Annotated in this window: 19 protein-coding genes; 12 read left to right on the top strand and 7 right to left on the bottom strand. The window is 39.1% G+C overall.

Features of this window, described 5'->3' with window-relative positions; translation table 11 throughout:
- Positions 1-386: 386 nt before the first annotated feature.
- From GVK91_RS15085 to GVK91_RS15075, 3 genes are all read left to right on the top strand, one after another.
- Complete coding sequence (locus tag GVK91_RS15085; RefSeq protein WP_159729804.1) at positions 387-3,632, top strand: TonB-dependent receptor; 3,246 nt, start codon at positions 387-389, stop codon at positions 3,630-3,632.
- Between the two features lie 11 nt (positions 3,633-3,643).
- On the top strand, positions 3,644-5,179 hold the full coding sequence (locus tag GVK91_RS15080; protein ID WP_159729802.1) for a RagB/SusD family nutrient uptake outer membrane protein: 1,536 nt from the start codon (positions 3,644-3,646) through the stop codon (positions 5,177-5,179).
- A 297-nt stretch (positions 5,180-5,476) separates the two neighbouring features.
- Complete coding sequence (locus GVK91_RS15075) at positions 5,477-6,712, top strand: porin (RefSeq protein ID WP_159729800.1); 1,236 nt, start codon at positions 5,477-5,479, stop codon at positions 6,710-6,712.
- 111 nt (positions 6,713-6,823) lie between these two features.
- Here GVK91_RS15075 and GVK91_RS15070 read toward each other — a convergent pair whose 3' ends face one another.
- The 6 genes from GVK91_RS15070 to GVK91_RS15045 form a co-directional block, all read right to left on the bottom strand.
- The gene (locus tag GVK91_RS15070; RefSeq protein ID WP_153848615.1) at positions 6,824-7,390 is read right to left on the bottom strand and encodes a Crp/Fnr family transcriptional regulator; all 567 of its coding nucleotides are present in this window, start codon (positions 7,388-7,390) and stop codon (positions 6,824-6,826) included.
- A gap of 12 nt (positions 7,391-7,402) precedes the next feature.
- On the bottom strand, positions 7,403-8,677 hold the full coding sequence (locus GVK91_RS15065) for an adenylosuccinate synthase (RefSeq protein ID WP_159729798.1): 1,275 nt from the start codon (positions 8,675-8,677) through the stop codon (positions 7,403-7,405).
- A gap of 122 nt (positions 8,678-8,799) precedes the next feature.
- Positions 8,800-9,381 (bottom strand): NAD(P)H-dependent oxidoreductase, encoded by a 582-nt coding sequence (locus GVK91_RS15060; protein ID WP_153848617.1) that lies wholly within the window; start codon positions 9,379-9,381, stop codon positions 8,800-8,802.
- 58 nt (positions 9,382-9,439) lie between these two features.
- Entirely contained in the window at positions 9,440-10,006 is a 567-nt protein-coding gene (locus GVK91_RS15055; RefSeq protein ID WP_153848630.1) for a Crp/Fnr family transcriptional regulator, read from the bottom strand.
- Positions 10,007-10,106: 100 nt separating this feature from the next.
- Positions 10,107-10,574 (bottom strand): cupin domain-containing protein, encoded by a 468-nt coding sequence (locus tag GVK91_RS15050; protein WP_153848618.1) that lies wholly within the window; start codon positions 10,572-10,574, stop codon positions 10,107-10,109.
- Positions 10,571-11,563 carry an NADP-dependent oxidoreductase gene (locus GVK91_RS15045; RefSeq protein ID WP_159729796.1) on the bottom strand — a complete coding sequence of 331 codons (993 nt, stop codon included), beginning with the start codon at positions 11,561-11,563 and terminating at the stop codon, positions 10,571-10,573. The genes GVK91_RS15050 and GVK91_RS15045 overlap by 4 nt, the downstream gene beginning before the upstream one ends.
- 158 nt (positions 11,564-11,721) lie before the next feature.
- Here GVK91_RS15045 and GVK91_RS15040 point away from each other — a divergent pair, with 158 nt between their 5' ends.
- Entirely contained in the window at positions 11,722-12,108 is a 387-nt protein-coding gene (locus tag GVK91_RS15040; RefSeq protein ID WP_153848620.1) for a helix-turn-helix domain-containing protein, read from the top strand.
- Positions 12,109-12,112: 4 nt separating this feature from the next.
- On the opposite strand, the gene GVK91_RS15035 is transcribed toward GVK91_RS15040, so the two are convergent.
- Positions 12,113-12,586 (bottom strand): DinB family protein, encoded by a 474-nt coding sequence (locus GVK91_RS15035; RefSeq protein ID WP_145327692.1) that lies wholly within the window; start codon positions 12,584-12,586, stop codon positions 12,113-12,115.
- 193 nt (positions 12,587-12,779) lie between these two features.
- Between GVK91_RS15035 and GVK91_RS15030 the strand changes: the two genes are divergently transcribed.
- From GVK91_RS15030 to GVK91_RS14995, 8 genes are all read left to right on the top strand, one after another.
- Entirely contained in the window at positions 12,780-13,400 is a 621-nt protein-coding gene (locus GVK91_RS15030; protein ID WP_159729794.1) for an RNA polymerase sigma factor, read from the top strand.
- A 60-nt stretch (positions 13,401-13,460) separates the two neighbouring features.
- Entirely contained in the window at positions 13,461-14,660 is a 1,200-nt protein-coding gene (locus tag GVK91_RS15025) for a FecR family protein (RefSeq protein ID WP_159729792.1), read from the top strand.
- 194 nt (positions 14,661-14,854) lie between these two features.
- The gene (locus tag GVK91_RS15020; RefSeq protein ID WP_235032936.1) at positions 14,855-18,256 is read left to right on the top strand and encodes a TonB-dependent receptor; all 3,402 of its coding nucleotides are present in this window, start codon (positions 14,855-14,857) and stop codon (positions 18,254-18,256) included.
- Between the two features lie 4 nt (positions 18,257-18,260).
- Positions 18,261-19,994, top strand: a complete 1,734-nt coding sequence (locus GVK91_RS15015; protein WP_159729790.1) for a DUF4397 domain-containing protein — start codon at positions 18,261-18,263, stop codon at positions 19,992-19,994.
- On the top strand, positions 19,994-21,199 hold the full coding sequence (locus tag GVK91_RS15010) for a hypothetical protein (RefSeq protein WP_159729788.1): 1,206 nt from the start codon (positions 19,994-19,996) through the stop codon (positions 21,197-21,199). Before GVK91_RS15015 ends, GVK91_RS15010 begins: the two co-directional genes overlap by 1 nt.
- Positions 21,200-21,210: 11 nt before the next feature.
- Complete coding sequence (locus GVK91_RS27505) at positions 21,211-22,332, top strand: fasciclin domain-containing protein (RefSeq protein ID WP_159729786.1); 1,122 nt, start codon at positions 21,211-21,213, stop codon at positions 22,330-22,332.
- On the top strand, positions 22,322-23,665 hold the full coding sequence (locus tag GVK91_RS15000; protein ID WP_159729784.1) for a fasciclin domain-containing protein: 1,344 nt from the start codon (positions 22,322-22,324) through the stop codon (positions 23,663-23,665). The genes GVK91_RS27505 and GVK91_RS15000 overlap by 11 nt, the downstream gene beginning before the upstream one ends.
- Positions 23,666-23,668: 3 nt before the next feature.
- On the top strand, positions 23,669-24,667 hold the full coding sequence (locus GVK91_RS14995; RefSeq protein ID WP_159729782.1) for a fasciclin domain-containing protein: 999 nt from the start codon (positions 23,669-23,671) through the stop codon (positions 24,665-24,667).
- Positions 24,668-24,685: the final 18 nt, after the last annotated feature.

Here is a 24,685-nt window from a genome sequence, read left to right as displayed (position 1 = left end):
ATGATAGTTTTATGATGAAAAACACAAAATATTACAGTATTTATTGTTACTTCATGAAAAAAATATTTACTTTTTTGGATTAAGGTGAGTTGTTTGTGTAATTGTTTGGTATTTAGTATTTTTTGTGTCGTTTTTTGTGTGAAATACTATGATTTATATCGTTTGTTTTCCAGTTTTTTAATTCTATTTCTAACTTCTTGTTGCATCTTTAAAAGATTGTTTTATCTTTGCTTTTAACAAAACCTTAACATTTCATGTCTGGTTTTGCACACTAACTGTATTAGCCTGTTGGGCTCATCACTTTTGAAAAACATATATTAAAAGTTTCTTCGGTGCTTTTATCGTATTTAGTTAGATAAACTACTTATTTAAACAAACATAAACATATGAAACACAAACTACTCAGTTTTTTCGTGGGGAGTATGATCCTGTCGTCTGTTGCTTTTGCGCAAGAGAAGAAGATTAGCGGTCGTGTAACTGGCGCTGATGGGAAACCGTTGGTAGGAGTTACAATTGCCGTTCAAGGATCAAACATTGCTACTCAAACAGATGCAAATGGAAAATATTCTTTATCAGTTTCAGTTGGTAAAATGATGGTTTTTAGATCTGTCGGTCATTCTGATAAAACTGTAATCGTTAAAGAAGGACAATCATTATTCAATGTGTCTTTAGAGGATCAGAATACGGCATTAGATGAGGTCGTTGTAGTCGCTTATGGTACTGCTAAGAAAGAATCTGTAACGGGATCCGTAACCTCTGTTTCTGCAAAAGATATCGAAAAGAGACCTGTTACCAATGCATTTGCAGCTTTAGAGGGATCTGCTGCTGGTATTCAACTGAACAATACTTCTGGTATGCCAGGCGCAGAACCTAGTATACGGATACGCGGATTTTCATCATTGAATGGATCTAACAACCCGCTTTATGTCGTGGACGGTGTACCTTTTGGTGGCAATATCTCCGATATCAACCCCAATGATGTGGAAAGTATTTCAGTTTTAAAAGATGCTTCATCATCTGCACTTTATGGAAGTCGGGCTAGTAATGGGGTAATTATTATTACCACCAAGAAGGGTAAGGCTGGCCGTTCTCAGGTTAATATCTCAACAGACCAGGGTTTCTACTCGAGAGGTATTGCCGAATACGATCGCGTGAATGATAGGCAATTTATGGAAGCCATGTGGCAGGGATATAGAAATAGTTTACTAACTAACAATTCGGCATCCTATCCAACAGTTCAATCTGCAAATGATGAAGCTACAAAATCTTTGGTGAGCAATTATTTGAAATTAAACATCTATGATAAGGCTGATGATAAACTATTTGATTCCAATGGAAAACTTGTCTCTGATGCCCAAATTAAAAGTGGATATGCAGACGATTTGGACTGGTTTAAAGAAGTAGACCGTGTGGGACACCGTCAAAATTATAACATTGATGGAACTACCGCTACGGATAAAGCAAAGGTTTTTTATTCGACAGGATACCTAGACGAGAAAGGATACATTAAAAATTCGGGTTTAAAAAGATTTACTGGACGATTAAATGCCGAACTTCAAGCTAAAGATTGGTTCAAATATGGCTTTAACTTAGCAGGTTCACATCAGATCTCAAATCAAATTAGCGGTTCTACTGACGATGCCAGTTCATTTGTTAATCCGTATAACTATGCAAGATCGATAGCACCAATTTATCCAATTCATTTGCATAACGCAGACGGATCTTATGCATTGGACGAGGCCGGAAAAATACAGTATGATAACGGTGAATCTACAAGATTGCAATATGTCGGAAGACATACCATTTGGGAAAATGAATTAAACAAAGACCAAACAGTTCGTAATACAGTAAATGGTAGAGGCTTTCTTGAGTTTAAGTTTCTTAAGGATTTTACTTTAACGCTAAACGGTGATCTTAATCTTCGCAATTCGGAACGTCGTACGTATAATAACGCAATAATAGGTGATGGTGCCGGTCAGGGTAGAGCGGCTAGGAATATTTATCGCTACAAAAACTATACAGTTCAACAATTATTGACTTGGAACAAAGATTTTGGCTTACACCATCTGGACTTATTGGCAGGACATGAGAATTATTCTGACAACTGGAGTTATCTATATGGCTATAAAACAGATGAAATTTTTGAAGGCCAAACTGATATGGTAAATTTCACCAAAATTACGTCGCTGTATGACTATCAGGAAGATTATCGTGTAGAAAGTTTCTTGTCTCGCGCTCGTTATAATTACGCGGGTAAATATTTTGCGGAAGCATCTTTTAGAAGAGATGGTTCATCTCGATTCAGCCCAGACAATCGTTGGGGGAATTTTTGGTCATTAGGTGGTAGCTGGAGTGTATCTAAAGAGGATTTCTTTAAAGATATGCTGAATACTGTTAATGAGTTAAAGGTGAGAGCATCTTACGGTGAAGTAGGTAATGATGAAAGTGCAAGTAAGTATTCTTATTTATCCTTATATGAGTTAAGCCAAAATGCGAATGCAGGGGCGGTCTTTAAAAACCAAAATCCTTCACCTGACTTAATTTGGGAAACCTCTAGTTCGTTCTCTGCGGCAGTAGAAGCCCGATTATTTAAACGAGCAAATTTAAGCTTTGAATACTTTAACAAGCAGTCTCAAAACTTGATTTTTGATTTTAATCTTCCATTGTCTGCTGGAGCAACATCATCTTCAAGTGCAGTTTCAACAGTAACAAGGAATATTGGTTCAATGTCAAATAGGGGCTTCGAGTTAACTTTTGATGTAGACGTGTTAAAAGGTGATGGATGGAGATGGAATGTTGGTGCGAATGCGACTTGGTTGACAAATAAAATATTATCACTACCTGAAGAAAATAGGGAGAACGGAATTGTAACTGGTAATTTCAAATGGGTTGAAGGCGGAAGCCGTTATGACTTCTGGTTGTTTAAGTATGCGGGTGTAGATCAGATGACTGGTCGTTCACTTTACCTGGCAGACACAGAGCGTTTTAATGTGAATGGTTCTGCCCCAGGAAAAGCAGAGATCCCTACAGCGGAACTTGTTGAAATTAATGGAAAATACTACGTTACTAATGCTTCTAGCTATGGTCTAAGGGGCTGGTCCGGATCGGTTATTCCTAAAATGAATGGAAGTTTCAATACCAGCTTTGAGTATAAAAACTTCAGCTTCTCAGCGTTATTCACTTACGCTATCGGTGGTAAAGTATACGATTCTTCCTATGCTAGTTTAATGGCCATGTCCGGTACGCCAAGTGCGCTACACACGGATATCATGAAATCGTGGAACGGTATTCCAGATGGAATGACAGCCTCCTCGGCGGATAGGTTGGATGTAAACGGTATTCCTTCTATCAACTTTTCTCAAAGTAGTATGAATAATTATGCTACTAGTGACCGTTTCTTAACTGATGGATCATATTTGGTTATCAAGAATATTGCGGTGGGTTATAGTTTGCCAAAAAAATTGGTTAGTAAAATAGATTTGTCTTCCGTGAGAGTTGTTGCTGGAATTGAAAACTTGTCTACAATGACAAAACGTAAAGGAATGAACCCGCAACAGCAATGGAATGGTACCAGCACAAATGCTTGGGTTACTCCACGTACAATTTCTTTTGGTGTAAAAATTGGATTATAAGAAATCAAACAATGAAAAATAATAAATATATAAAAGTATTGTTAGCAGGAATGATTCTTGTTTCTTCTTGCAAAAAAGACTATCTAAATACAAGTCCTACAGATTCCGTTGAGCTTTCTAAAGTATTTGAGACGACAAAAAATGCTGAAGTAGCCGTTAACGGTTTGGCAAAAATGATGACCCAACAGTATTTAGGTAGCCAAGGTTTTAATGGAGAGGGGACAATCAAAATGTACTATGGGAACTATCCTGGAAACAATTTTTTTGTCAACTTAAGTGGCTGGGCAGACATTATCAATGCAAATTATAATCAAAACTTAACAAGCATTTACCTGTATTATCCTTGGTTTTATTACTACAAAATCATTGGTAACGCAAATCAAATTGTCGAAAATATTGATGCTGCGGATGGAAACTTAGCCGACAAACAATTTATAAAAGCGCAAGCATTGACTTACCGTGCTTACAGTTACATGATGCTAGCTCAGATCTATGGCAATAGATGGAGTGATTCAAATAATGGGCAGACAAATGGATTGGTGTTAAGAAAAGATGTGTCAACTGGAGATATGCCTTTATCTACCTTGGGCCAGACTTATGATTTGATCTATACGGATTTGAATGATGCCATTTCATTGTATGAATCTTCAAAATTAGTTCGTAATGCAAATAAAAATTACGAAGTAAACAAAGATGTTGCTTATGCGGTTTATGCGCGAGCAGCTTTGAATAAACAGGATTATGTCAATGCCGAAAAATATGCTGTTTTGGCACGGGCTAATTATGAACTGATGAATAATGCAGAGTATAAAAGTGGCTTTGCAAATCCAAATAGAGAGTGGATTTGGAGTAGCTACGGTGCGTCTGATGAAACGTTATACTTCTATTCATTTCAATCGTATATTGCTTATAATTCGTCGGCAAGTGCTGTTAGAACAGCGCCTAAATGTATCAGTAGAGAACTATTCGATAAAATTCCTTCAACAGATATTAGAAGAGATCTTTTCTTAGATCCAAAAGGCGAAGCGTACACAACAGCTACAGGATTGGCCGGAGCGACTATGAAGGCTAGGGCTTTTGCTACATTTCCAGATTTACAGTCTAATGCAGTGCCTTACGCTTACATGAACTTTAAGTTCAAAGCGAATGATCTACCGGGTGTTGGAAATTTAAATCACTTTAGGGCTTCCGAGATGTATCTTATTGAAGCTGAAGCTAAATTTTTCCAAAATAAAGCAGCAAGTGAAGTTCAAGGTGTTCTTAACACATTAAACGCAACTTCAGGAAGAGATGTGAAATATGTTTGTACAAAAACAGGTACAGATCTACTTAATGAAATTAAACTTTATCGCGCGGTTGAACTATGGGGCGAAGGATTCGATTGGTTTGATATGAAACGTTGGGGAGATACTATTGTGAGAAGAAATAACGCAAACGGGGGTAATTTCCTTACATCTTTAGCTGTTACAATTAATCCACAAGATAAAAATAAGTGGACTTGGTCTATCCCTCTTCGCGAAAGCGATTATAATAAGGGTTTGGAATAATTCAACGTATAAATCAATAGGATTAAAAGGCCGGTACAATTTGTATCGGCCTTTTTATTCTAAAGAGACCTCTAGATTGCGAGAGTTCTCATTTTGAGAAAACGATCTCCAAGGTGATATATTACTAAATCGTTAATTTTATGTATATAAATTAATAGACTAACAATTTATTAATATTAACTTAATATTGAGAATCTATTTTTACGCCGTTGAAAGATGATGGAATAGAAGATGGAAAAATGATTCTACTCGTATCATATCATCACAAGCGAAAAAGATAATTTATTTAAAATTCTCATGAAAAAAGCACTTTTACTCTTAGCCCTGATAGGTCCTGTCGTAGCGCTTGCGCAAAATAATAATGCGCCCTCCAGCTATGATCCACATGATATCAAGATTACGGGGTACCTTCAGACACAGTTTCAGAAAGCGCAATCTCCCGGAATTACTTCCTTTTCGGGGGGGGATTTTTCAAAGAATTCGGATAACAGATTTATGATCCGCAGGGGACGTCTTAAAATTGACCGCGTGGATACGTACTCCAGTATTGTCTTTCAATTGGACGCTACTCAAGACGGTGTACAACTGATGGATGCCTTTATTCAATTGCGTCACCCAAGTCAAAAAGGCCTAAGTTTAACGGCGGGTCTTTTCAATAGACCTTTTGGATACTCTATTGTGTACTCATCCGGCTATCGTGATTTTCCGGAACGGGCACGTGTATTCCAGACGTTGATGCCACGCGAACGTGATCTTGGAGGGATGGTAAGCTATCACCCTGGCGGTAAAGCTAAATTCTTAAACTTAGATTTAGCCTTGGTTAATGGTAGTGGCCATTCGGCTAAAGATTATGATTCCAAAAAAGATCTGATCGGTAATCTTGCTTTTAAATTTGATAGCCTAGCGGATAAAAAACTTCATTTGGGATTTGGTGGTTCGTTCTATAAAGGTTCGGTTCGTAATGATACGAAAACTTATTATACGCCCAATAGCAATGGTTATACAGCACTTACCAGCGACGAGAATGAAGGCAGGGCGATCGGTCGGAATTATTATGGCGCCAATTTACAGTTGGAATTTGATAGTAGCTTGGGAAAGTCCAGCTTTAAAACAGAATATGTTGCTGGTGATCAGCCAGGGGTAGCGGGTGGTGCCGATATCAAAGGGCCTTACGCAAGCAGAAGTTTTACGACCCAACCGACAACAGACCTTTATCAACGAAAATTTAACGGATATTATCTTTGGTTTACGCAAGAGATTGCTAAGACCGGTATAACTGCGCTGTTAGCGTATGACGTCAATGATCCAAATACTAAAGCAAGTGGCATGACAATCGGCATGCCCGATAATTTTACGGCCGACGGAGATGTTAAGTTTAGTACGCTGGGCTATGGTCTTGCATATCAGATTAACAATAGGATAAAATTGACCGTATATAATGAGCATGTAACAAACGAAACCACAAGTTTACCAAACTTTTCTGCTGATTTGAAAGATAATGTCTTCACAACAAGACTGCTTTATCGTTGGTAAGTTGGTTCGGGGCTAAGGTTTTATCGCAATGATCGGAGTTGATCGAAAGGATTCGTATTCGTGTGACTAATGCATTAGGGGGCGCGATTTAATTTAGATGCTGCGAGGGGATTAGATATTTTTCCGAATCCGGCTCAGGGATGATGCGGTAATCCCTAAATAGGATGCTAACATGGCTAATGGAACACGATTGGCCAAACCAGGGTAAAGCTTTAAGAACAGGAGGTAACGGTCTTTGGCATCGAGATTCATCATGGTATTTGCCGTTTTTAGCTTACTTTCCACTACAAAACCATAAAGTTTGGCCATTAACAATGGCCAAACTTCAATTTCCTTTTCAAGGAGCGTAAAATTGTCAAAATCAAGGCTCCAGATCTCGGTATCTGTGAGGGATTCTATATAGTCATTGGACGGTGTTCGATCCAAGAAGCTCTGAAGATCTCCAATAAAACGACCTTCATAAATAAAATAACGTGTAAAATCATCGCCTTTACTATTGTAATAGAGCGAACGGAATACCCCCGATTCCACAAAAGCAATGCTATTGTTTACTTTACCGCAGGCGACAAAATAGCTTGACTTTGGAATACTTTTTTTTTCGAATGCCTGTCGAATTAAGTTCTCTTCTCGCAAATCGAGCTGTCCAAATTTTCGGATGTATTCCAGTAATTGCTCCATGTTACCTTTATATTACTTTGCTAAGTTAATCAATTCTTCACGTTGAGGTCCTGTTGAAAGATACTTTATGGGAACTTGTAACTCTTCTTCTAAAAATGAGATAAATGCACCCAAGGTTTCTGGAAGTAAGTTTGCCTGCTTGATATTAGAGAAATCGGTATTCCAACCTTTTAAAGATTTCCAGATCGGTTTAATTTCTTGTTCAGCGGATTGAGGAAATGCTAAGGAAATTTTTTGTTCATCTATTTCATAATGTGTACAGACGGGAATCTCAGCCATTTCGTTTAAGATGTCGGCTTTCGTAAGAACAAGCTGAGTGACTCCATTTAACATGATGGCATATTTTAATGCTGGAAGATCCAGCCAGCCGACACGACGGGGACGCTTGGTATTGGAACCGAATTCAGCTCCTTTTTCCCGTAAATCATTGGCAGCTTGTCCTGTGATCTCGGTTGGGAAAATGCCATTACCCACACGCGTGCAATAGGCTTTTGTAACACCATAAATTTTGTCCACCAGTTTAGGCGACACACCCAAGCTTACACAGGCTGCGGAGGCAATCGTATTTGATGAGGTCACATAAGGATAACTTCCATGGTCGATGTCAAGCAGGGTTGCCTGCGCACCTTCCGCCAATACCTTCTTGCCATCTCGGATTGCCTTGTTCAGAAAGATTTCAGTATCTATAATTGGTACCTGTTTTAAAGAAGCGCATCCTTGAATAAAATCGTGGTAGAGCTCTTCGAATGCAGGCATTTCTTGTCCGAGAAGCTGTAGTTCATTGTATTGACGATTTAAAATTTGATATACGTCCGTATTAAAACTATCCGAGTGAATATCACCAACACGAAGGTTCTGTCTTAGGATTTTATTGGAATAGCTTGGCGCAATTCCATTTTTGGTCGTTCCTATTGTACGGTACAATGGGGACTGTTCCATATAGATATCCCAATAGCGATGGGTCGGTAAAACGAGATGCGCTTTTTGGGATATCAAAATCCTATTGAAGAGATCTTGATCTGGCATAATGTGTGCTAGTTCTTCGATTTCCGCTTTGAATGCTAATGGGTCAACCACCACACCGGTGCCAATAATGTTTTTGACATGCGACGAAAAGATGCCCGATGGAAGTAGTTTAAGCGTAACTTTGTTACCTTGATAATAAATACTATGTCCGGCATTCGCGCCGCCATTAAATCGAGCGATAATGTCATAGTCGCTTCCGATCAGATCAATGAATTTTCCTTTACCTTCGTCTCCCCATTGGAGCCCAATTAGAATGTCCATATTGCGTTTGTCTTGAATTTATGGTCAAAGCTAGGGCTTGCAAAGCGGAGGACAATTGCCATTTGGCAAAAAGTGCTCCTCATTATCATTTGGCCAGCAGTATTACTGAATTTGAATTGCGCTTAAGCTTGTTTGTGTCCCAACTGTTGTATTTTTTGTAGCCATTTATTCCGTTTAATAGGATCGGAAGTTTTGATAATTCCGATATAGGTGACTTTCACCGGCGATATTCCACAAAATTGAAGGGTGGATCTTTTTAGTTGATTAACACTTGGTCTGCCGTAAACTAATGCATAATACCAACTTGGTTGATCGAGTGTTGTAATAATTCGGGCAGATTTTCCTTTTAGCAATTTGTCCCAAAAAAGAGAATTTTCGCGGTATTGAAAGGCCCGTCCAGGTAGAAATAGTCTATCGATAAAGCCCTTCATCAAGGCAGGAAGACCACCCCACCAAACGGGATGTATCCAGACCAAATGATCGGCCCACAAGATGTCCTCCCAGGCAAGAAGTAGGTCCTGCTCAAGTTCTGTCCGTTTACGATAACCAAATTCAAGGTTTGGATTGAAGTCCAGGTCAATAATATGGATTGTTCGTACTGTAGCTCCGGACGCTACCGCAGCTTCTTGATAAGTATTTGCAATGCCAAAATTGAAGGATTCCCGATTCGGGTGACCATTGATAATCAGTATTTTTTTCTGCATGATGTCGTATTACATCACAAAAGTAGCGATAGAACCACCGTCTTTATAGGACAAATGTCTAAAAAGAAATTTCGCTGCGAATACGACTTAAATGACGTTGTGTAATGCCCAAATAGGATGCAAGATATTGTAAAGGAAGTTGTTGGATAAACTCAGGATGATCTTTGAGTAAATTGGCATAACGTTGTGATGCGGTTTCTTTTTGCAATTGAAAGACGCGCTTTTCAAGCTCAAGATATTGTTCCTCGGCAATCATTTTAAGGTACTTTGTCCATTTTAGGCTATTTATAGCGAGTGTATCAATGGTGTTTTTTTTGATCGTCCATAGTTCGGCAGGGGTGATGGCCTGCATGGTCTCCGTACTCGGCCCGCCTGTAATAAAGGAGGAGTAGGCCGCTATCCAAGTATTGGGAAAGCGGAAACAATAGGTAATATCTTCCTTGTTTGCACTGCTATAATAAGAACGGAAGATCCCTGATTGTATAAAAGCAACCTCATGACAAGGTTGATTCTCTTTAACAAAAAAGTCGTTTTTGTTCAGCTTTCTGTATTCAAAAAGCTGAACAATCTGATTGATCTCTTCTTCCTCAAACAGACGCAAAGACCGAAAATATGCTGCTATCATGAAGTCCAAACTTAGAAAAATTGCGGTGTTCATGCAAAATAAATTCGATGTGATTCAATCGACGCAATGTTTAGTTGCCGATTGAGCAATAGGTGGATTTTTAATTCGCATCGATTAGAATCGCCAATTGCAGGCACATATGATCGGAGCGATTGCTCCAAGCATGATTCGTGCCACGCTGAATCACAATATCGCCGGCCTGTAAAAGCGTTTCTTCTGTGTCTGTAATCAGGTAAATCTCCCCTGAAAGAATAACGATGTAATCTAAACTTGCTGTCTGATGCATAAGGGGATGAGGGGTGCCAATCGCTGTTTCTATGCCAAGTTCCCGATCGGGGGGGATCTGTACATAGCGGAAGTACGTGCCATTTTTGATGACTTGGGGTATAGCAGTGTTTTCTATGGGATGCTCTTTCTCAAACTTGGCCGGCATTTGACTGGTTTGCCAGATATCGGAAATAACGAGATTGGGATAGTGCTCCGATACATTATCGACCAATGCATCCGCTTCGATAAAGGATTTGCCGGCACGTATGCCTGTCACGATTCGTCTAGGTATAGTTCTCATTGATTTTGTATAATTAATTTATTGCCTTGAGTCTGGTTGTTTTTCAACATTAGATGCCCTTTTTCTATTGTTTCGGGGTTCAGTTTACCAATAAGATAAATAGGGGCGGATTGAATAATTTCTTGCTCAATATTGTGTCTGATCCGATCCAGCCCATTTTTGAAATAGGTATAATTTAGTCTTTGCGCGTGGATGAAGTTGGATATATTGATGATCTGTGCGGCCGAACTAAATAGTTGGTCTCTTGCTGCCGCGGTCGTAAAATGTGTGATGTCGATATAAGTTCCATAGGGCTTTAATACTGCGGCGGCAACTTCCGAGAGATGCTGACCCACCGCATCGATAGCGACATCAATACCCTGCTGATTACTTCTACGCTTGATTATTTCCGTTAAATTCTCTTTTCGATAATTGATGATGCTGTCTTTTTGCAGTCCTAGTTGGTGTAATTTTTCAATACTGTTCATACTTCCTGCAGTTGCCACAATATTTTTAATGCCGTTAGCCAGGAGTAATTTTAATACAAAAAGCCCTACACCCCCGGACGCGCCGGTTAGGAAAATATGGTCTTGCGGATTAATTGTTGCTCTGTCGAAAACCTGTAATGCGGTGATGCCAGCGGTAGGAAGTGCTGCTGCTTGCTCAAAAGAAATATTTTTTGGCTTAGGGGCAATGAGGCCAGCTGGTAACTGAATGTATGCTGCATAGGTCCCGTTGCTGCCCATGCTACCACAGGCAAAAAACACTTCATATCCAATTGCATATTCACTTACTTCTGAACCTTTATCTGTAATAATTCCTGCCCCTTCTCTACCAAGTATCGGTGAATATAAATAACGTCGTTCAAATTCATTTTCACGCATTTGGTAGTCTATGGGATTGATTGCGGAAGCTATTATTTTAATTTTCACCTCGTTGGGCTTCAATGGAGGAAGGTCAACGTTGGCATTTATCAATTGATTGTCTTTATTTAATATAACGGCGTTCATAACTCTATCTATTTTAAGGGATGAAAAATCAAATTGAAAATAATTTACACTGCATCCATAGATTTTACATCTTATATAGTTGTTATGACAAATCTACCTTTCGTTTGCTATATATTTGTTGGTAGTTAACAAGTGGTAACTAGTTGTTAGAAATCAATATGGGACAAGTTTTGGACGGAAATCAAATGCGGGAGGCGAGTTGTACAGAAGAATTGCGCGCTATGCGTGACGCGCTGGATATTTTGGGCGGAAAATGGAAATTGATGATATTGCGTTATTTGGCTAATCGGGAGTCGCAGGAAATCTATTTCAAAAAAATGGAACGGGAGATTCAGGGAATTTCTGCAAAAGTGTTGACGAAAGAACTTCGAGACCTTGAATTAAACTTGTTAGTCGCCCGCCCGCCAAGTGAAGACCCCATAAAAGTATTTTATAAAATTACGGACTATGGTAAAAGTGTGTTCCCCGTCACCGAATCTCTGGTCAGTTGGGGTTTGGAATACCGAGAGAAAGTGAAACAGGAACTCACTGCATTAGCGAAATAACAATTTATTCCGATTGAAGAATTAACTTTTTGATCAGTGAAATCTGACCAAGGTGATAATAGCTATGTTCGATTACACCTTCGATATTTCTGAGGTAAGATCCATACTTTTTATCAATAAATGGCTGATCGAATAGGTTTTCTTCAAATTGGGCAATGCCGTCGGCAAATGTTGCTGCGTTTTTTAGGAATCGATCTACTAGCGCATTCCAATCGGCTTTGGATCGGATAGGCGGGATATCAAAGCTGTATTTATCGCTGATTTCCAATTTTCCATGCTCAAATGCCATAAGTAATCCCTCGAGGTAATAATTGATATGATAGGTTAGGGCAGCAATAGAATTCAGATTACTTATTTTGAATATGGCCTGTTCCCAGGTCGTATCCAATAATTGTTCCTGATAGTTGGTATTGGCAATCCAACGTCCATTCAAAAAAACTTCGCGAAGTCTATCTGCAAGAAATATACGTCTTTCCATTTTGTGTTAAAATTTTCCAATGATTAGTTTTTTCCTGCCCTTTGCCTTTATTTACACGTTACAGCTATAGGAAGAATTGGTATTGGTTTTCTAAGTCCAATTTACATACAATTTTCCTATTCTTCATCTTTGGTTAATCTCTTGTTAATAAGACTTTCCTTTTTTTGTATAAAGTCATTGTTACCAAGATATCATGTTTGCACTAACCGGAAAAGATCTAAGAAATGTTTGGGACCAATTTGTGAAAGAGGAGTGTGAAGAATCATTTTATACGTTATATAAACATTATTACCACTATCTTTCTTATTTGGGGCTAAAAAAGAAAATGTCGGTACAGCGTGTTCAGGATAGCGTGAATGATGTGTTTCTACATCTATGGGAGAAAAAGTCCAGCAATTGTCAGATACGTAATCATCATAATTACATTATTACGGTTTTCTTTCAAAAACTTTTCCGCAAGGAATCACTACAGCTGACAGATTTGGATTTTGTAGAAGAAATCCATGATCCGTCAATCCATCACTCTGTTGAAGAACAACATATCCGTGCGGTAACAACAAATACCGTCACACAGTTGGTTGAGGAGCATATGGAGCAATTAGGGAAAAAACAACGACTGGTGATTTACCAACGATTTTTTTTGGATCTTTCTTATCAGGAAATCGCTGATGCCAATCAGGTTTCGATCCATACGATCTATAATACCATTTATAAATCTCTAGAAAAAATAAAAAATAATCTTTCTAGTGAACAAGAAATCTTTCTTAAAGTTGCCGTAGGGCTACTTTCTTCATTTTTGTTGATTTTTTCTTAAAAACGAGTAGTGAAAAAATGACCCTGCCCACTCTATTGTATAAATTACGATTAGAGTAGTATGAACGAACTTAATTTGCAAGCGTTATTATTGGACGAATCTTTTGTGAACTATTGTAAGGGAACAAATAAAGAAGATATCGAAAAATGGGAAAAATGGTTACAAAAATATCCTGAACATAAAGCGTCCATAACGGAGTTGCAGGAAACCATTGTGGCAATGGGACATTATGCGGGCGAACTATCCGTTCAAACAAACTATGAGCGTTTGCAGTCTCAAATAAAAAAGCGCGCTAACCAGCACAGCTTTACAGAAATTGGCATGGCTGTCTGGTTAAAAATTGCGGCACTCTTAGTCGTCGTTGGCGCTATCTCACTGTTTCTATTTAAACAACAGCTTGCTGAAGAACAGCCAAAAAACGTACAGCATATCGGTGTTCCGGGAAAGGATGATGCCTTATTGACACTAAAAGATGGCTCCGTTGTTTCCTTAGCTGATATAAAGAATGGAAGTGTTGTTGCACTTCAGGGCGGGGTAGAAATACAAAAGAACAACGATGGTGAATTGGTGTATAAGGCTGTTGAAAAGGAACGGATCGCCAGTACAGCAATGAATAAAATTGCGACGAATAGGGGAAATCAATATCAAATTATATTGCCAGATGGATCGAAAGCTTTCCTCAATGCAAATTCAACCCTGACATATCCTTTGAAATTTAGTGAAAACGAACGGCATGTGCATATGACCGGAGAGGTTTACTTTGAAATTGCAAAAATTGAGACGGGAATGGGAGGGGGAAAACGAATTCCTTTTTACGTGGAGACAGCAAATCAAAAAATAGAAGTTCTTGGTACGCATTTCAATGTCAACGCATATGATGACGAACCTTATACAACAACAACTTTATTGGAGGGAAGTGTCCGCGTTAATTCGAAAAAAAGGAATGAATCGGTGCTCTTAAAACCAGGACAGCGGGCCTTGTTAAGTGAAGCCCTGCATGTAGAAAATATCGATATTTCTCAGGAAGTAGCTTGGATAAATGGAGACTTTGTTTTTAAAGGAGAGGAGTTGGTAAGTCTGCTGCGTAAAGTTTCAAGGTGGTACAACGTGGATGTAGCATGTCCGGAACGACTTGAAAAGTTGAAATTTGATGGTATGGTGTCGCGTTCTCAACCGCTATCTACCATTATTGATATGTTGCAAACAACAGGAAAAGTAAAATTAACGCTAAATGGAAGGAGGCTTATTGTGATAGATTGACCTATCTAATTTTTACGATAAGCCGGATAAAAACAACCAAAGGTGCTGGTAACACCTTTGGTCAATGTGTTAAGCTTATCGATCATGTTGCGATTCAATGATCATCAAATAATATTAACAACAACAAATATATGAGTTTTTATCAATGCATGCGTGTTATGAAAATCACCATGGTATTTTTAACTTGTTTGTTGATGAAAGTCAGTGCGTTTACTTACGGTCAACGTATTACACTTAACAAACAAAATAGTCATATCCCAGCTATATTAAAAGAAATAAGGCAGCAGAGCGGTTATGATTTTTTTTACGATAATGGGCTCTTTAATCGAGCAAAACCCGTTAATGTCAATCTAAACAATGCAACTGTTGAAGAAGCATTGAATATATGTTTTGCAGGACAACCGTTCGGTTATGTTGTGAAAAATAAACTGGTTGTTGTTACGGCGCTTCGGACTGCGCTGGAAAAGCCCGCTGATGTATTGCAGCAGCGCTTGGCTGGTCGAGTCATTGATCAACAGACAAAAAGGACATTGGCCAGTGTTTCAATCCGTGTTAAAGGGACATCTGGAGGAACGAATTCTGATGCAAATGGAAATTTTTCGTTATCGATTTCTAAAATCCCTACTGTTCTCGTTCTTTCCTATCTAGGCTATCAGACCAAGGAAATTGAAATTAATGATGTGAAGGAAAACCTTGTCATTGGGTTGAGCCCTCTTGCTACAGCATTGGAAGAGGTCACCGTCCAGGCAAGGCGTAAAATGAACACTGAAACAGCCGTGCTGGAAGAACGTAAACGCGCTTCTATTGTACAGGATGCTATTTCGGCTGAATTGATTGAGCGTACGGCCAGTATCACGACTACACAGGCATTACAGCGTGTTACTGGTGTTACGGTGACTGATGATAAATATGTTGCGATAAGAGGGCTAGGTGATCGATCTGTGATCGGTCAGTTGAATGGCGTAAGATTGGCTTCTTCTGATCCTGACCGTAGCGCCATCCCATTGGATCTTGTTCCGGCTTCCTTATTGGATAATATTACCGTTTATAAAACAGTAACACCAGATAAACCTGCCGATGCTGCTTCGGGTATCGTTGAGCTCAAAACGAAATCTGTACCTGAGAAAATGACATTTGAGCTTATCGCTCAAACCGGGCTCAATTCGAACATTGGTTTGGGAGGAAATTACAACAGCTTTTGGAACAGTGAGATGGGATTATTGGGAACACGAATCAATAAAAAAGACCTTTCCTCGGATTTTCTAAATCTTGCAACGCAATATCCCAATGGATTAAGTTCCATCCAGGATATGATTGCCAATAGCAACTATAGCCCATCAGGATACCAGGAGGTAAATCGGGTTAATACGATTATGAAAGGGTTTGATCCCGTTATGACAACTCGATACCGCCGTGCGCCGATGAATCAACTTTACTCGGCAACATTCGGTAATAGTTATGATGTTTTTGGAAAGCATAAATTGGGACTTGTTGTCGGAGGGAATTATTATAGAAGAACCGCTGATATTTATCAGGGCGAACTGACCCAGTATAGCATCTATCAAGGGGTAGTAACCGGTAACCCTGATATTTTTAGTTTTAGGAATATCCCTAATTATATTACACCGAATAGTCTTTTTATGGGGAAGTATCAAACTTATCGTGAAAATACAGGAACCGAAACACTAAACTATGGTACACTTGTAGGGGTCACCTACCGATTTAATCCGCAGCATGAGATCAGTATGCAATATTTGGGAAGCTGGGGAGGAGAATCTATCGCAACAAATTTAAACGGGCGCTATGAGTATTCGGGCTTGCCTGGCGAAGTCAGAAGTACTATACACTCGCTTAAGCAGACTTTCCGTAATCTGAATACCTTTAACCTGCAGGGCGAACATAAGTTTTTGAAAAATGAGTTGTCGCCTCGTTTGAGTTATAATGTTGCAACGTCAAAGTCCACACAGAATGATCCGGATTTTAGATTTGCAAGTCTTGTAGACTACAAACCTCGGGGTGGGGGATGGTATCGACGTCCCATTATAGGTGAGCAGGCTCATTTTGATGACTATGTATATTCTGAACATCTCTATGCACTTACATCGGGCTATGTAAACGGATTTGGAAATTATGGTATTATTCAAGCTGAACCTAATGGTCGGAGATGGCGGAATTTGAACGAAGATAATTTTAATGCAAAAGCTGATCTGAGTTTTCCTTTTAGGCTATTTGGTGAAAAACAGTTGTTTAAAACGGGGTTCAATTATTTATTTAGGGATCGTAAATTTACAGAAAACCAGCTGTTTCTGCCAGGTTCAAATTTTACTGGCAATAAGACCATTCCTTTATATGACGTCCAAGGCAATTTAGACCGTTTGGTAAGCAATGAAATTGTAGGTGTTGTATTACCAAAAGCGGGACAGGGTGAAGGTATGATGCCAGTAGGTGGATTTCTATACAATAGCCAAAAATCGCCAAATAACTACAAAGGTTATTTTGAAACCAATGCATTATATGGTATGCTGGATCTCAAGATAGCTGAACGATTCCGCATGGCTGGAGGAGTTCGGTTTGAGATGACAAATATTGGTTCGGCAGTGGATACTGCTAATGTATTTTTAGACCCTGCACTGACAGCAACATCTCCAGATGGTACACGCATTCCACTGGATCCGATTAATCCCAATTCTGTCTATAAAACGAAATATAAACCATTCTATTCTGTCAATGCAACCTACACGTTGAATGACAACATGAATTTTCGTGGGGCCTTCAACACGACCCTGGCAAGACCTGAATTGCGTGAGATTACCAATGTATTTGAATTTGATGCCTTTCAAATGGGCTTAGTTGTTGGTAATCCCAATTTGAAAAACCAATATACCCAAAATGCGGATTTTCGTTGGGAATGGTTTCCTGCTAAAGGAGAGGTTATTGCTGTGTCGGCTTTTGGAAAGCGTATAGAAAATCAATTGGTTAAGGTATTTAATCTAAAAACCCAAGGGTTAGCTGCTACTTATCCGGAATTTCCAACCATCCAATTTCAGAATGACGGTAATACTGGTAGGGTATGGGGATTGGAATTTGAGGTTGTTAAGAACTTAGGAACCTTATATGATCCTTTAAAAAACTTGTTTTTGGGTACCAATCTTTTATTGGCACAAAGTGAAATTAAAAAATCTGAGGAGCGTTATGAAGCAAATCGTTCACTGGATAGATATACGCCAAAAAATAGTCCTTTATTCGAGCAGGCTCCTTATTCGATTAATGCTTGGTTAAACTATGATAACGACAAATCAGGGACCGACCTCACAATGACCTTTAATATGGTTGGGGAACGCTTAGTGCAAATTAATCTGACAGGGGAACCGGATCTGTATACACAGCCAGTACCTTACCTTGATTTTGTTTTTTCCCAAAAGCTCAATAAACGGATCTTGTTTAAAGGGTATGCCAAAAATATAATGAATCCTGCTATTAAAACTGTTTATGCAAATCCGCAAACCGGAGGAAAGTGGTATGGAAATGAGTATATCAACAGAAGTTATAAGCGCGGTGCGGAAATTATGATCGGTTTTACCTATAACTTATTTTAATCTAATGAAAATCAGTATGTTTAAGCGTGTGAGTTGTCGGTTTTTTGGTGTTGCAGCTTTATGTTTTTTATCCTTTGTTTCTTGTAAAAAAGAAAAGCTGGATGTGATTAATGACAATCGTCCTGTAACTGAAAACCGACCAAATTCGAATACCAGAATTGTTAATCTATCTGACTTTAATCAGGTTATTGCTAATGGCGACAGCTTGACAAGTTTTGTTGTGTTGCATCCGTTAAATCCGGGGAATCATAAATATCCTGGAACGTCATATTTCCCAACAGACGGACGTTTGGGAAAGACATGGACAGTTCCACAAGATCTTTTTGATCAGAAAGAAGAGACAGATCTTACGTTTGCAGCTCGCTTTTATCAGGGTTTTGGTTTGAACCATGATTTTAAAGTCAAGGTTGACAATAGTTATGAGCAACCCAAGGATTATTTTTTGCTTCCTTCCTTAATTATGAATGGTCAACCTGAAGTTGTTGCATTAACGCGGACTATTACCAGTCCCAGTAAGCCAGACCATTTTAAGATTCGGATTGTTAACCTAGCTGGAGCGATCAAAAACCCTTCCAATGGGATGGGCGGTGCACAGGAGAATCTCGTTGGTGCAATATCGTTAGCTTATGCCGATGGTACTTTGGTTGATCAAAAAACGAATGATATTTCTGTCGCACGTCGCAATTCAGACTATATTGAACTGCCCTATGGGACCTATCAGTTTAAAATATTGCTAGCAGATGGCAGACCCCTTCCTTCTTTGGGCTCGGGGCGGTTTGAGTATGGGCTTATTGATCTACCGACTTCCACCATTCCAAAAGATTATGCGAAGTCCACTAATTTTGCTTATGCTCCGATTCAGGATTTCCAACCTGGTGGTGTTTATACGATCGTAGTCACCCCGCAGCGATTTAGTTATTTCTCAAATGAGATGAACGAAACAGCTGAGGCCTATCAAAATTCGTTTCAGATTATCACAGATATTTCAGGACAGGTTAATCAAAGTTATTTGAGGATACAAGGTGTAAATGCATATAAGGATCAATCGATAGGATTTCGGGTCGATGGAAAGGTTATTGCCAGCGGTATCGGATTTGGAAAAGGAAGCGATTATAGTGTGTTTACCCAAAAGCAATATGATATAGAGGCTATAGATGCAACTGGAAACGTACTCGCTACAATAAAGCAGGAATTGCGTAGCAATCAAAATTATACGTTATGGCTCTATCCTGATCTAAATGGAAAAGCTCAGTTGCTTCTCATTTCCAATGATCTGAGTGGTACGCTCCCTTTACCAGCTGAAGACGATGGAACATACAGCCGACTAGCTTTTAAATTCTTCTTCTTTAATCGCTTTTTAAATCTATCAGCAAGCAATCCTTATATCACCTTTACACTGCCCAACGGACAGCCTTTCGGGAACAATGGCAATGTAAATCTGCAACCTGGGATTCCTTCGATTAATATGCCTTATACCAATGTAAATGTTATGACGGATCCCTACGCTATAATGGCTTATCGTTCTAAACCAGATGTAATACCAGGTATCTGGGCTGATGATATTGACGTATTGAAATCGACGGAGTTTATAGCAAATAAATCACTATACACAAACATTGGAAGGTCTCTACCAGCATTTGAGCCAGGAATTTATACTGTGGCGTTGATTGGAAAAAGTGGAACGGGGCTGTCCGATAAAGAGAAAGCGCGAATGATCATTATCAAACATAATAAATAATGAAAAAGCAAAACATATCAAATCGTATTTGGCTATTGGCCATTTTTATATTATTGTTTGCATCCTGTACGAAGATTGAATATACACAGATCGCAGAGCCGGCTTACCTACGTGTTTTTAATAATGTCAATTACGTACAGACTATGGGTAGCAAGGATGATAAAGTACCCTATTTCTGCATGCTTATCAATCCGAAAATAGGATCTGATGGAAAATTTACAGGAGCGGAAATTATAGGTGATTTCTTGGATAAAAGAGATCCTTATGCTCCCCCATATCCTTCTCACATCGGGAATAGTACAGACCCAAGCAATCCCGAATATCCAGGAAAGGAAAATGTCCTAGTCGGCCCTATTTTAAACGGATTTGACTTAAGTAGCTGGGCTCAGGTACCCTCAGGCGAGGTAAGAGTCGTATTTGCGTATCGTCCAAAAAATACGGTACCCTTCTTTGAATTGGAAGATCGTTTGAAAAATGACATTCTGATTGACACGGTTATCAATCTTCAAAGCAAAGAAGTTTATACACTCCATCTTTTGCAAACGGATTTTATCAAGAAGGATCATGGAATCTTATTGAGACATGAAAATTTCTATAAACTCCCTTTATCAGATTCATTGGTGTACGTAAACTTTTACAATATGAGTGCAAAAGGGTTCTGGGAAGCTGATGCAAGCTTAAAAGATGATGATTATAGGTTGAAAAGCTTCAAAAATGGCGTCAAAGATGAAATGAATGTGTTTTTGTCACTTTATGAAAGTCAGGAAGAGCTCAGCCATTATGCTGCGAAAGTAAATGGTTACCAAGGGCGTTTTTTGACAACCGTTAAACGTAATACAAGTTCAAATGAAGTGAATGCATATGCAAGTTTTCCGTTATGGGCGAGTAGTAAATCCAACGGTATCCGCACAGCTATTTGGCAACGATTTGACTTTTTTACACTTGGAATGGATCCCGTCACGAATCCATTTTATGATAGTGATACAAATACAGGTAGCAACTGGGCTGTACTTAATTGTCTCCTGAACGGAAAAGTAGGATTGACCAGTAATGAAAACGGAACACTGCTTCCAAATTTGTTGGTCAATGTACATTCGGGAAAGGATAATCCACGCACTTTCGCAACGGTCAATACGATCGAAATTGTCAATGGTCGCGTCTACCTAACTACCATACAACGAAAATATGCTCCACCTATTTACTAAAATTAGCAGAAATGATTCAATATAATAGCAAAATAGAACAGAAGGTTTCACTGCTTCATGCTATGGGCTGGTTTTCTGCGTGCTTATTTATTTTGTTGCTACAAGGCTGCAAACATGATAATCTCACGGTGCCCCAACCTAATGAAAATATACGACCGGCCGCCGACTTTATTCACAACAATTACGAAATGCGCCTATTTGATGCGGCGCTGGAGAAAACAGGTCTGAATGTCGAACTAAATGGTAATGGGCCATTTACAGTTCTTGTGCCAACCGATCTCGCTTTTAATGAGATAGGTGTGTTTCGTCCAGCTGACTTTGATCGAATGAATAAAGATAGCTTGCGGCGACTGATTTCTTATCATATTCTCACAAGGCGTCTTTATGTTAGCGATATTCCGAGCAACTCGGTGGATTTTAGGTATGCAACACTGGAAGGTTCCGAATTGTACGCCTCAATCGGTTCTGTATCACCTGGGGCTGTTACTCCAACGAATATGCTGTTTTTTAGCGGAGCGAAAGCGGTCCGCAAAGACGTGGTTTTATCTAATGGGGTATTGCATGTGCTGGACAAGCTCATGAAACCACAATTTGAGAAAAATATTCAGGATTGGCTCAGTGATAAGAAAGACTATACTGTTTTTGTGGCTGGACTGAAGAAATTTGGACTATGGGATCAGTTAGCTGAAAAAGGCCCTTTTACGGTATTTGCACCAACAAATGAAGCCCTAGAAAAGAGAGGGATTACGATGGAATTTTTGAATAGTGCCGTTCCTCAAAACTATATCGTTGAAGTATTATTTGGTGCTTACATCATGTACGATAAACATTTTTTTATATCGGATTCACAGGTTTTCACTGTCATTAATTCGAATGGTAATTACAAATACCACTTGAAAGACAAAGTACATTATATGGAATATTTTGCCAATGAAGCCTATCCGACCTGGAAACTGAGTTATAACATGAGGCTCAGGGACAACGATACTTTCTATTCGATTATACTCGCTGATGTAACGTATGCTGTCGGCGCTAAAATGGACTATTTATGTAGCAATGGTTTGGTGCATGATTTAGATCAGGGATTGGTAAGCCCAGATCAAGCGATTAAAAAAGAAAAAGATGAAAAATAAATCAATAAATGCCATTTGGCATATGCTGTTGTTATGTGCTGCTACTGTATCTGTACTGCTGTCTTGCCAAAAAACTGAGTTCATGCCGGAGCTTGTGGGTGAGGAAGTCCCTTATAAAAATGAAGCTTCACAAGATGTTACGCAACTATTGACAACGCATAGTGAAGCAAAAGTTTTTTTAGCGGCTTGGCAGAAAAGTAACATTGTAGCACTGATCAAGGCTGCTGGAGTCAATACAAAAGTGACCATATTGGTCCCAACCGATAATGCGTTGAAGCAAGTAGGAATAACATTAGAGACTATTCAAAAAATGACTACTGAGGAAGCTGCCGATTTCATTCAATTTTACAGTTTTTTAGGAGATCTTAATCAAATTAAACTTGGTAAATATAGTCTCATGGTTCGCTCGATGTTAAAAAATAAAAATTACCGAGTACCTTTTTATGATAATACCGAGCCTGTAGGAAGACGTTACGATATCTATGCTTATCGTCATTATCTCGCTGTGAAAGATGGCGATTTGCTAGTCAATGGTAAGTCTAAAGGAAAATTAGCCTATGAGCCTGCGACAAATGGCGGTGTTTATATGTTGGAAAAAGTGATCGAAAAACCGACTATGACCATATTGGAGGCGCTAATAGCCGACGGAAGATTTACTTTTTTTGTGGAATCCCAACGTTTGTCCGAGGAAATGTTTTATAAAAAAATGTTGGATGATATTGAACCTCTATGGGGATATCGTATGAGTAAAGAGGAGTTTTTGAGCTATTATCCAGAGGCCAGAGCTCCCTATCAACGAGGCTGGGATGTAGATAGTGGGCCATCTTACAATGAGGCACCTAATCTTACCCTGACAGCCACCTTTGCACCAACAGATGATGCCTTTCGAAAAGCAGGGTTTAATAGCGTGGCAGATATTTTAGCTTTTAATGCTAAACGAGGAGATGTAAGATACGACGACATTTATTTTGAACCACGTGGAGCATATCCGACAGATACTTTATTCAGTTTTCATCGCAATTGGGGCAGAGTGTTTGCAACTAAGGACCCTGCATATGGCATTGCGCTATCTAATAATACCGTCTTTTATAGTAATGACCTGGATCCTGTATTGTTAAATGATTACTATGTGAATGTGGGAGGGTCAGGACAAGTTCAATATGCCTATAAAATGCCGCTTTCCTTTTCCAAAAATGCGAATCAGATCCAAATGAAGGTCAAAGAAGCCGAGCAAGCACCGATCAATATTATTGATACAGATATCAATACGGTCAATGGACCTATCCATGTTGTTGATAACCTACTGCTTCCAAAAGGATTTAAACTTAAATAAAAGATGAGACGACATAATTTTAGTTATAGTAAGTGTAGCCTATTTTTGCTGGCGATTAATCTATTATTTGCTTGTAAAAAGGAAGAAAACGCGACGAGTTTTGATAATAATAAGGTCAATTTAGTTGTTGCTGATAATTTTAATTTATCGGTATTTAATGCTGCATTGCGTGTCAGTAATATGGATAAGGAGTTGCAAAAGGGCGAAGGTCCCTATACTTTGCTGGCTCCATCCGACAATGCCTTTGGAAAGGCGGGTTATCCAACTGTCGTGAGCATGTTGTCTGAACGCGCAGCGATAGTTTCTAATATCGCTAATTATCACATACTGGATGGAAAATATGAGCTCAATAAGCTTCCTTTTCTGTTCAATCAAGAATTGAAAACACGTCGAGGTAAGGTCTATGCCACACATTGGGTAAAAGGAGCTGATACAGTACTGACACTGAATGGAGCACGTGTATTGACACAAAACTTGCCTGCATCTAATGGACTAATTCAAGTGCTCGACCGCGTTATGACTCCTTATGTACATGACAAGATTGTGGATGCTATCAACGCAGATGCGAGTATCAGCATATTTGCTCGTGCGATAAAAAGGACCGGCATTTTATCCGAAAAAACAAATCAGGGAGCCTATACAGTTTTTGCACCAAATAATGCTGCAATGACTCTGCTGGGATTTCAATCCGTGCAGGATGTGGAGCTGGCCAATTTAGACGATCTGAAAAAATTAGTCCGCTATCATATTCTCCATGACCGTCGTTTTGTGTACGACTATATCTTGAGTACGGGTAATACAAATATGTCTAAGCAAACCATGCTAGATGGTAACAGTGTAGACATTAAGTTGGTTCCAAATACCAGCTCTCCGGGCTCTTTTAGCGGTATAACACTTCGGGGTTTGGGAAATACAAATGATGTCTTATTACAGAAACAGGATATCCTTACCGGAGATGGGGTACTACATATTGTTGATCAGGGTCTACGGCTAACACAGTAATAAGAAGATTTATCTAAC

The organism is Sphingobacterium sp. 18053 (genome assembly GCF_902706145.1).
Taxonomy (GTDB): domain Bacteria; phylum Bacteroidota; class Bacteroidia; order Sphingobacteriales; family Sphingobacteriaceae; genus Sphingobacterium; species Sphingobacterium paramultivorum.
Note: the sequence above shows the minus strand (reverse complement) of the source record. Positions and strands in the feature narration are given on the sequence as shown.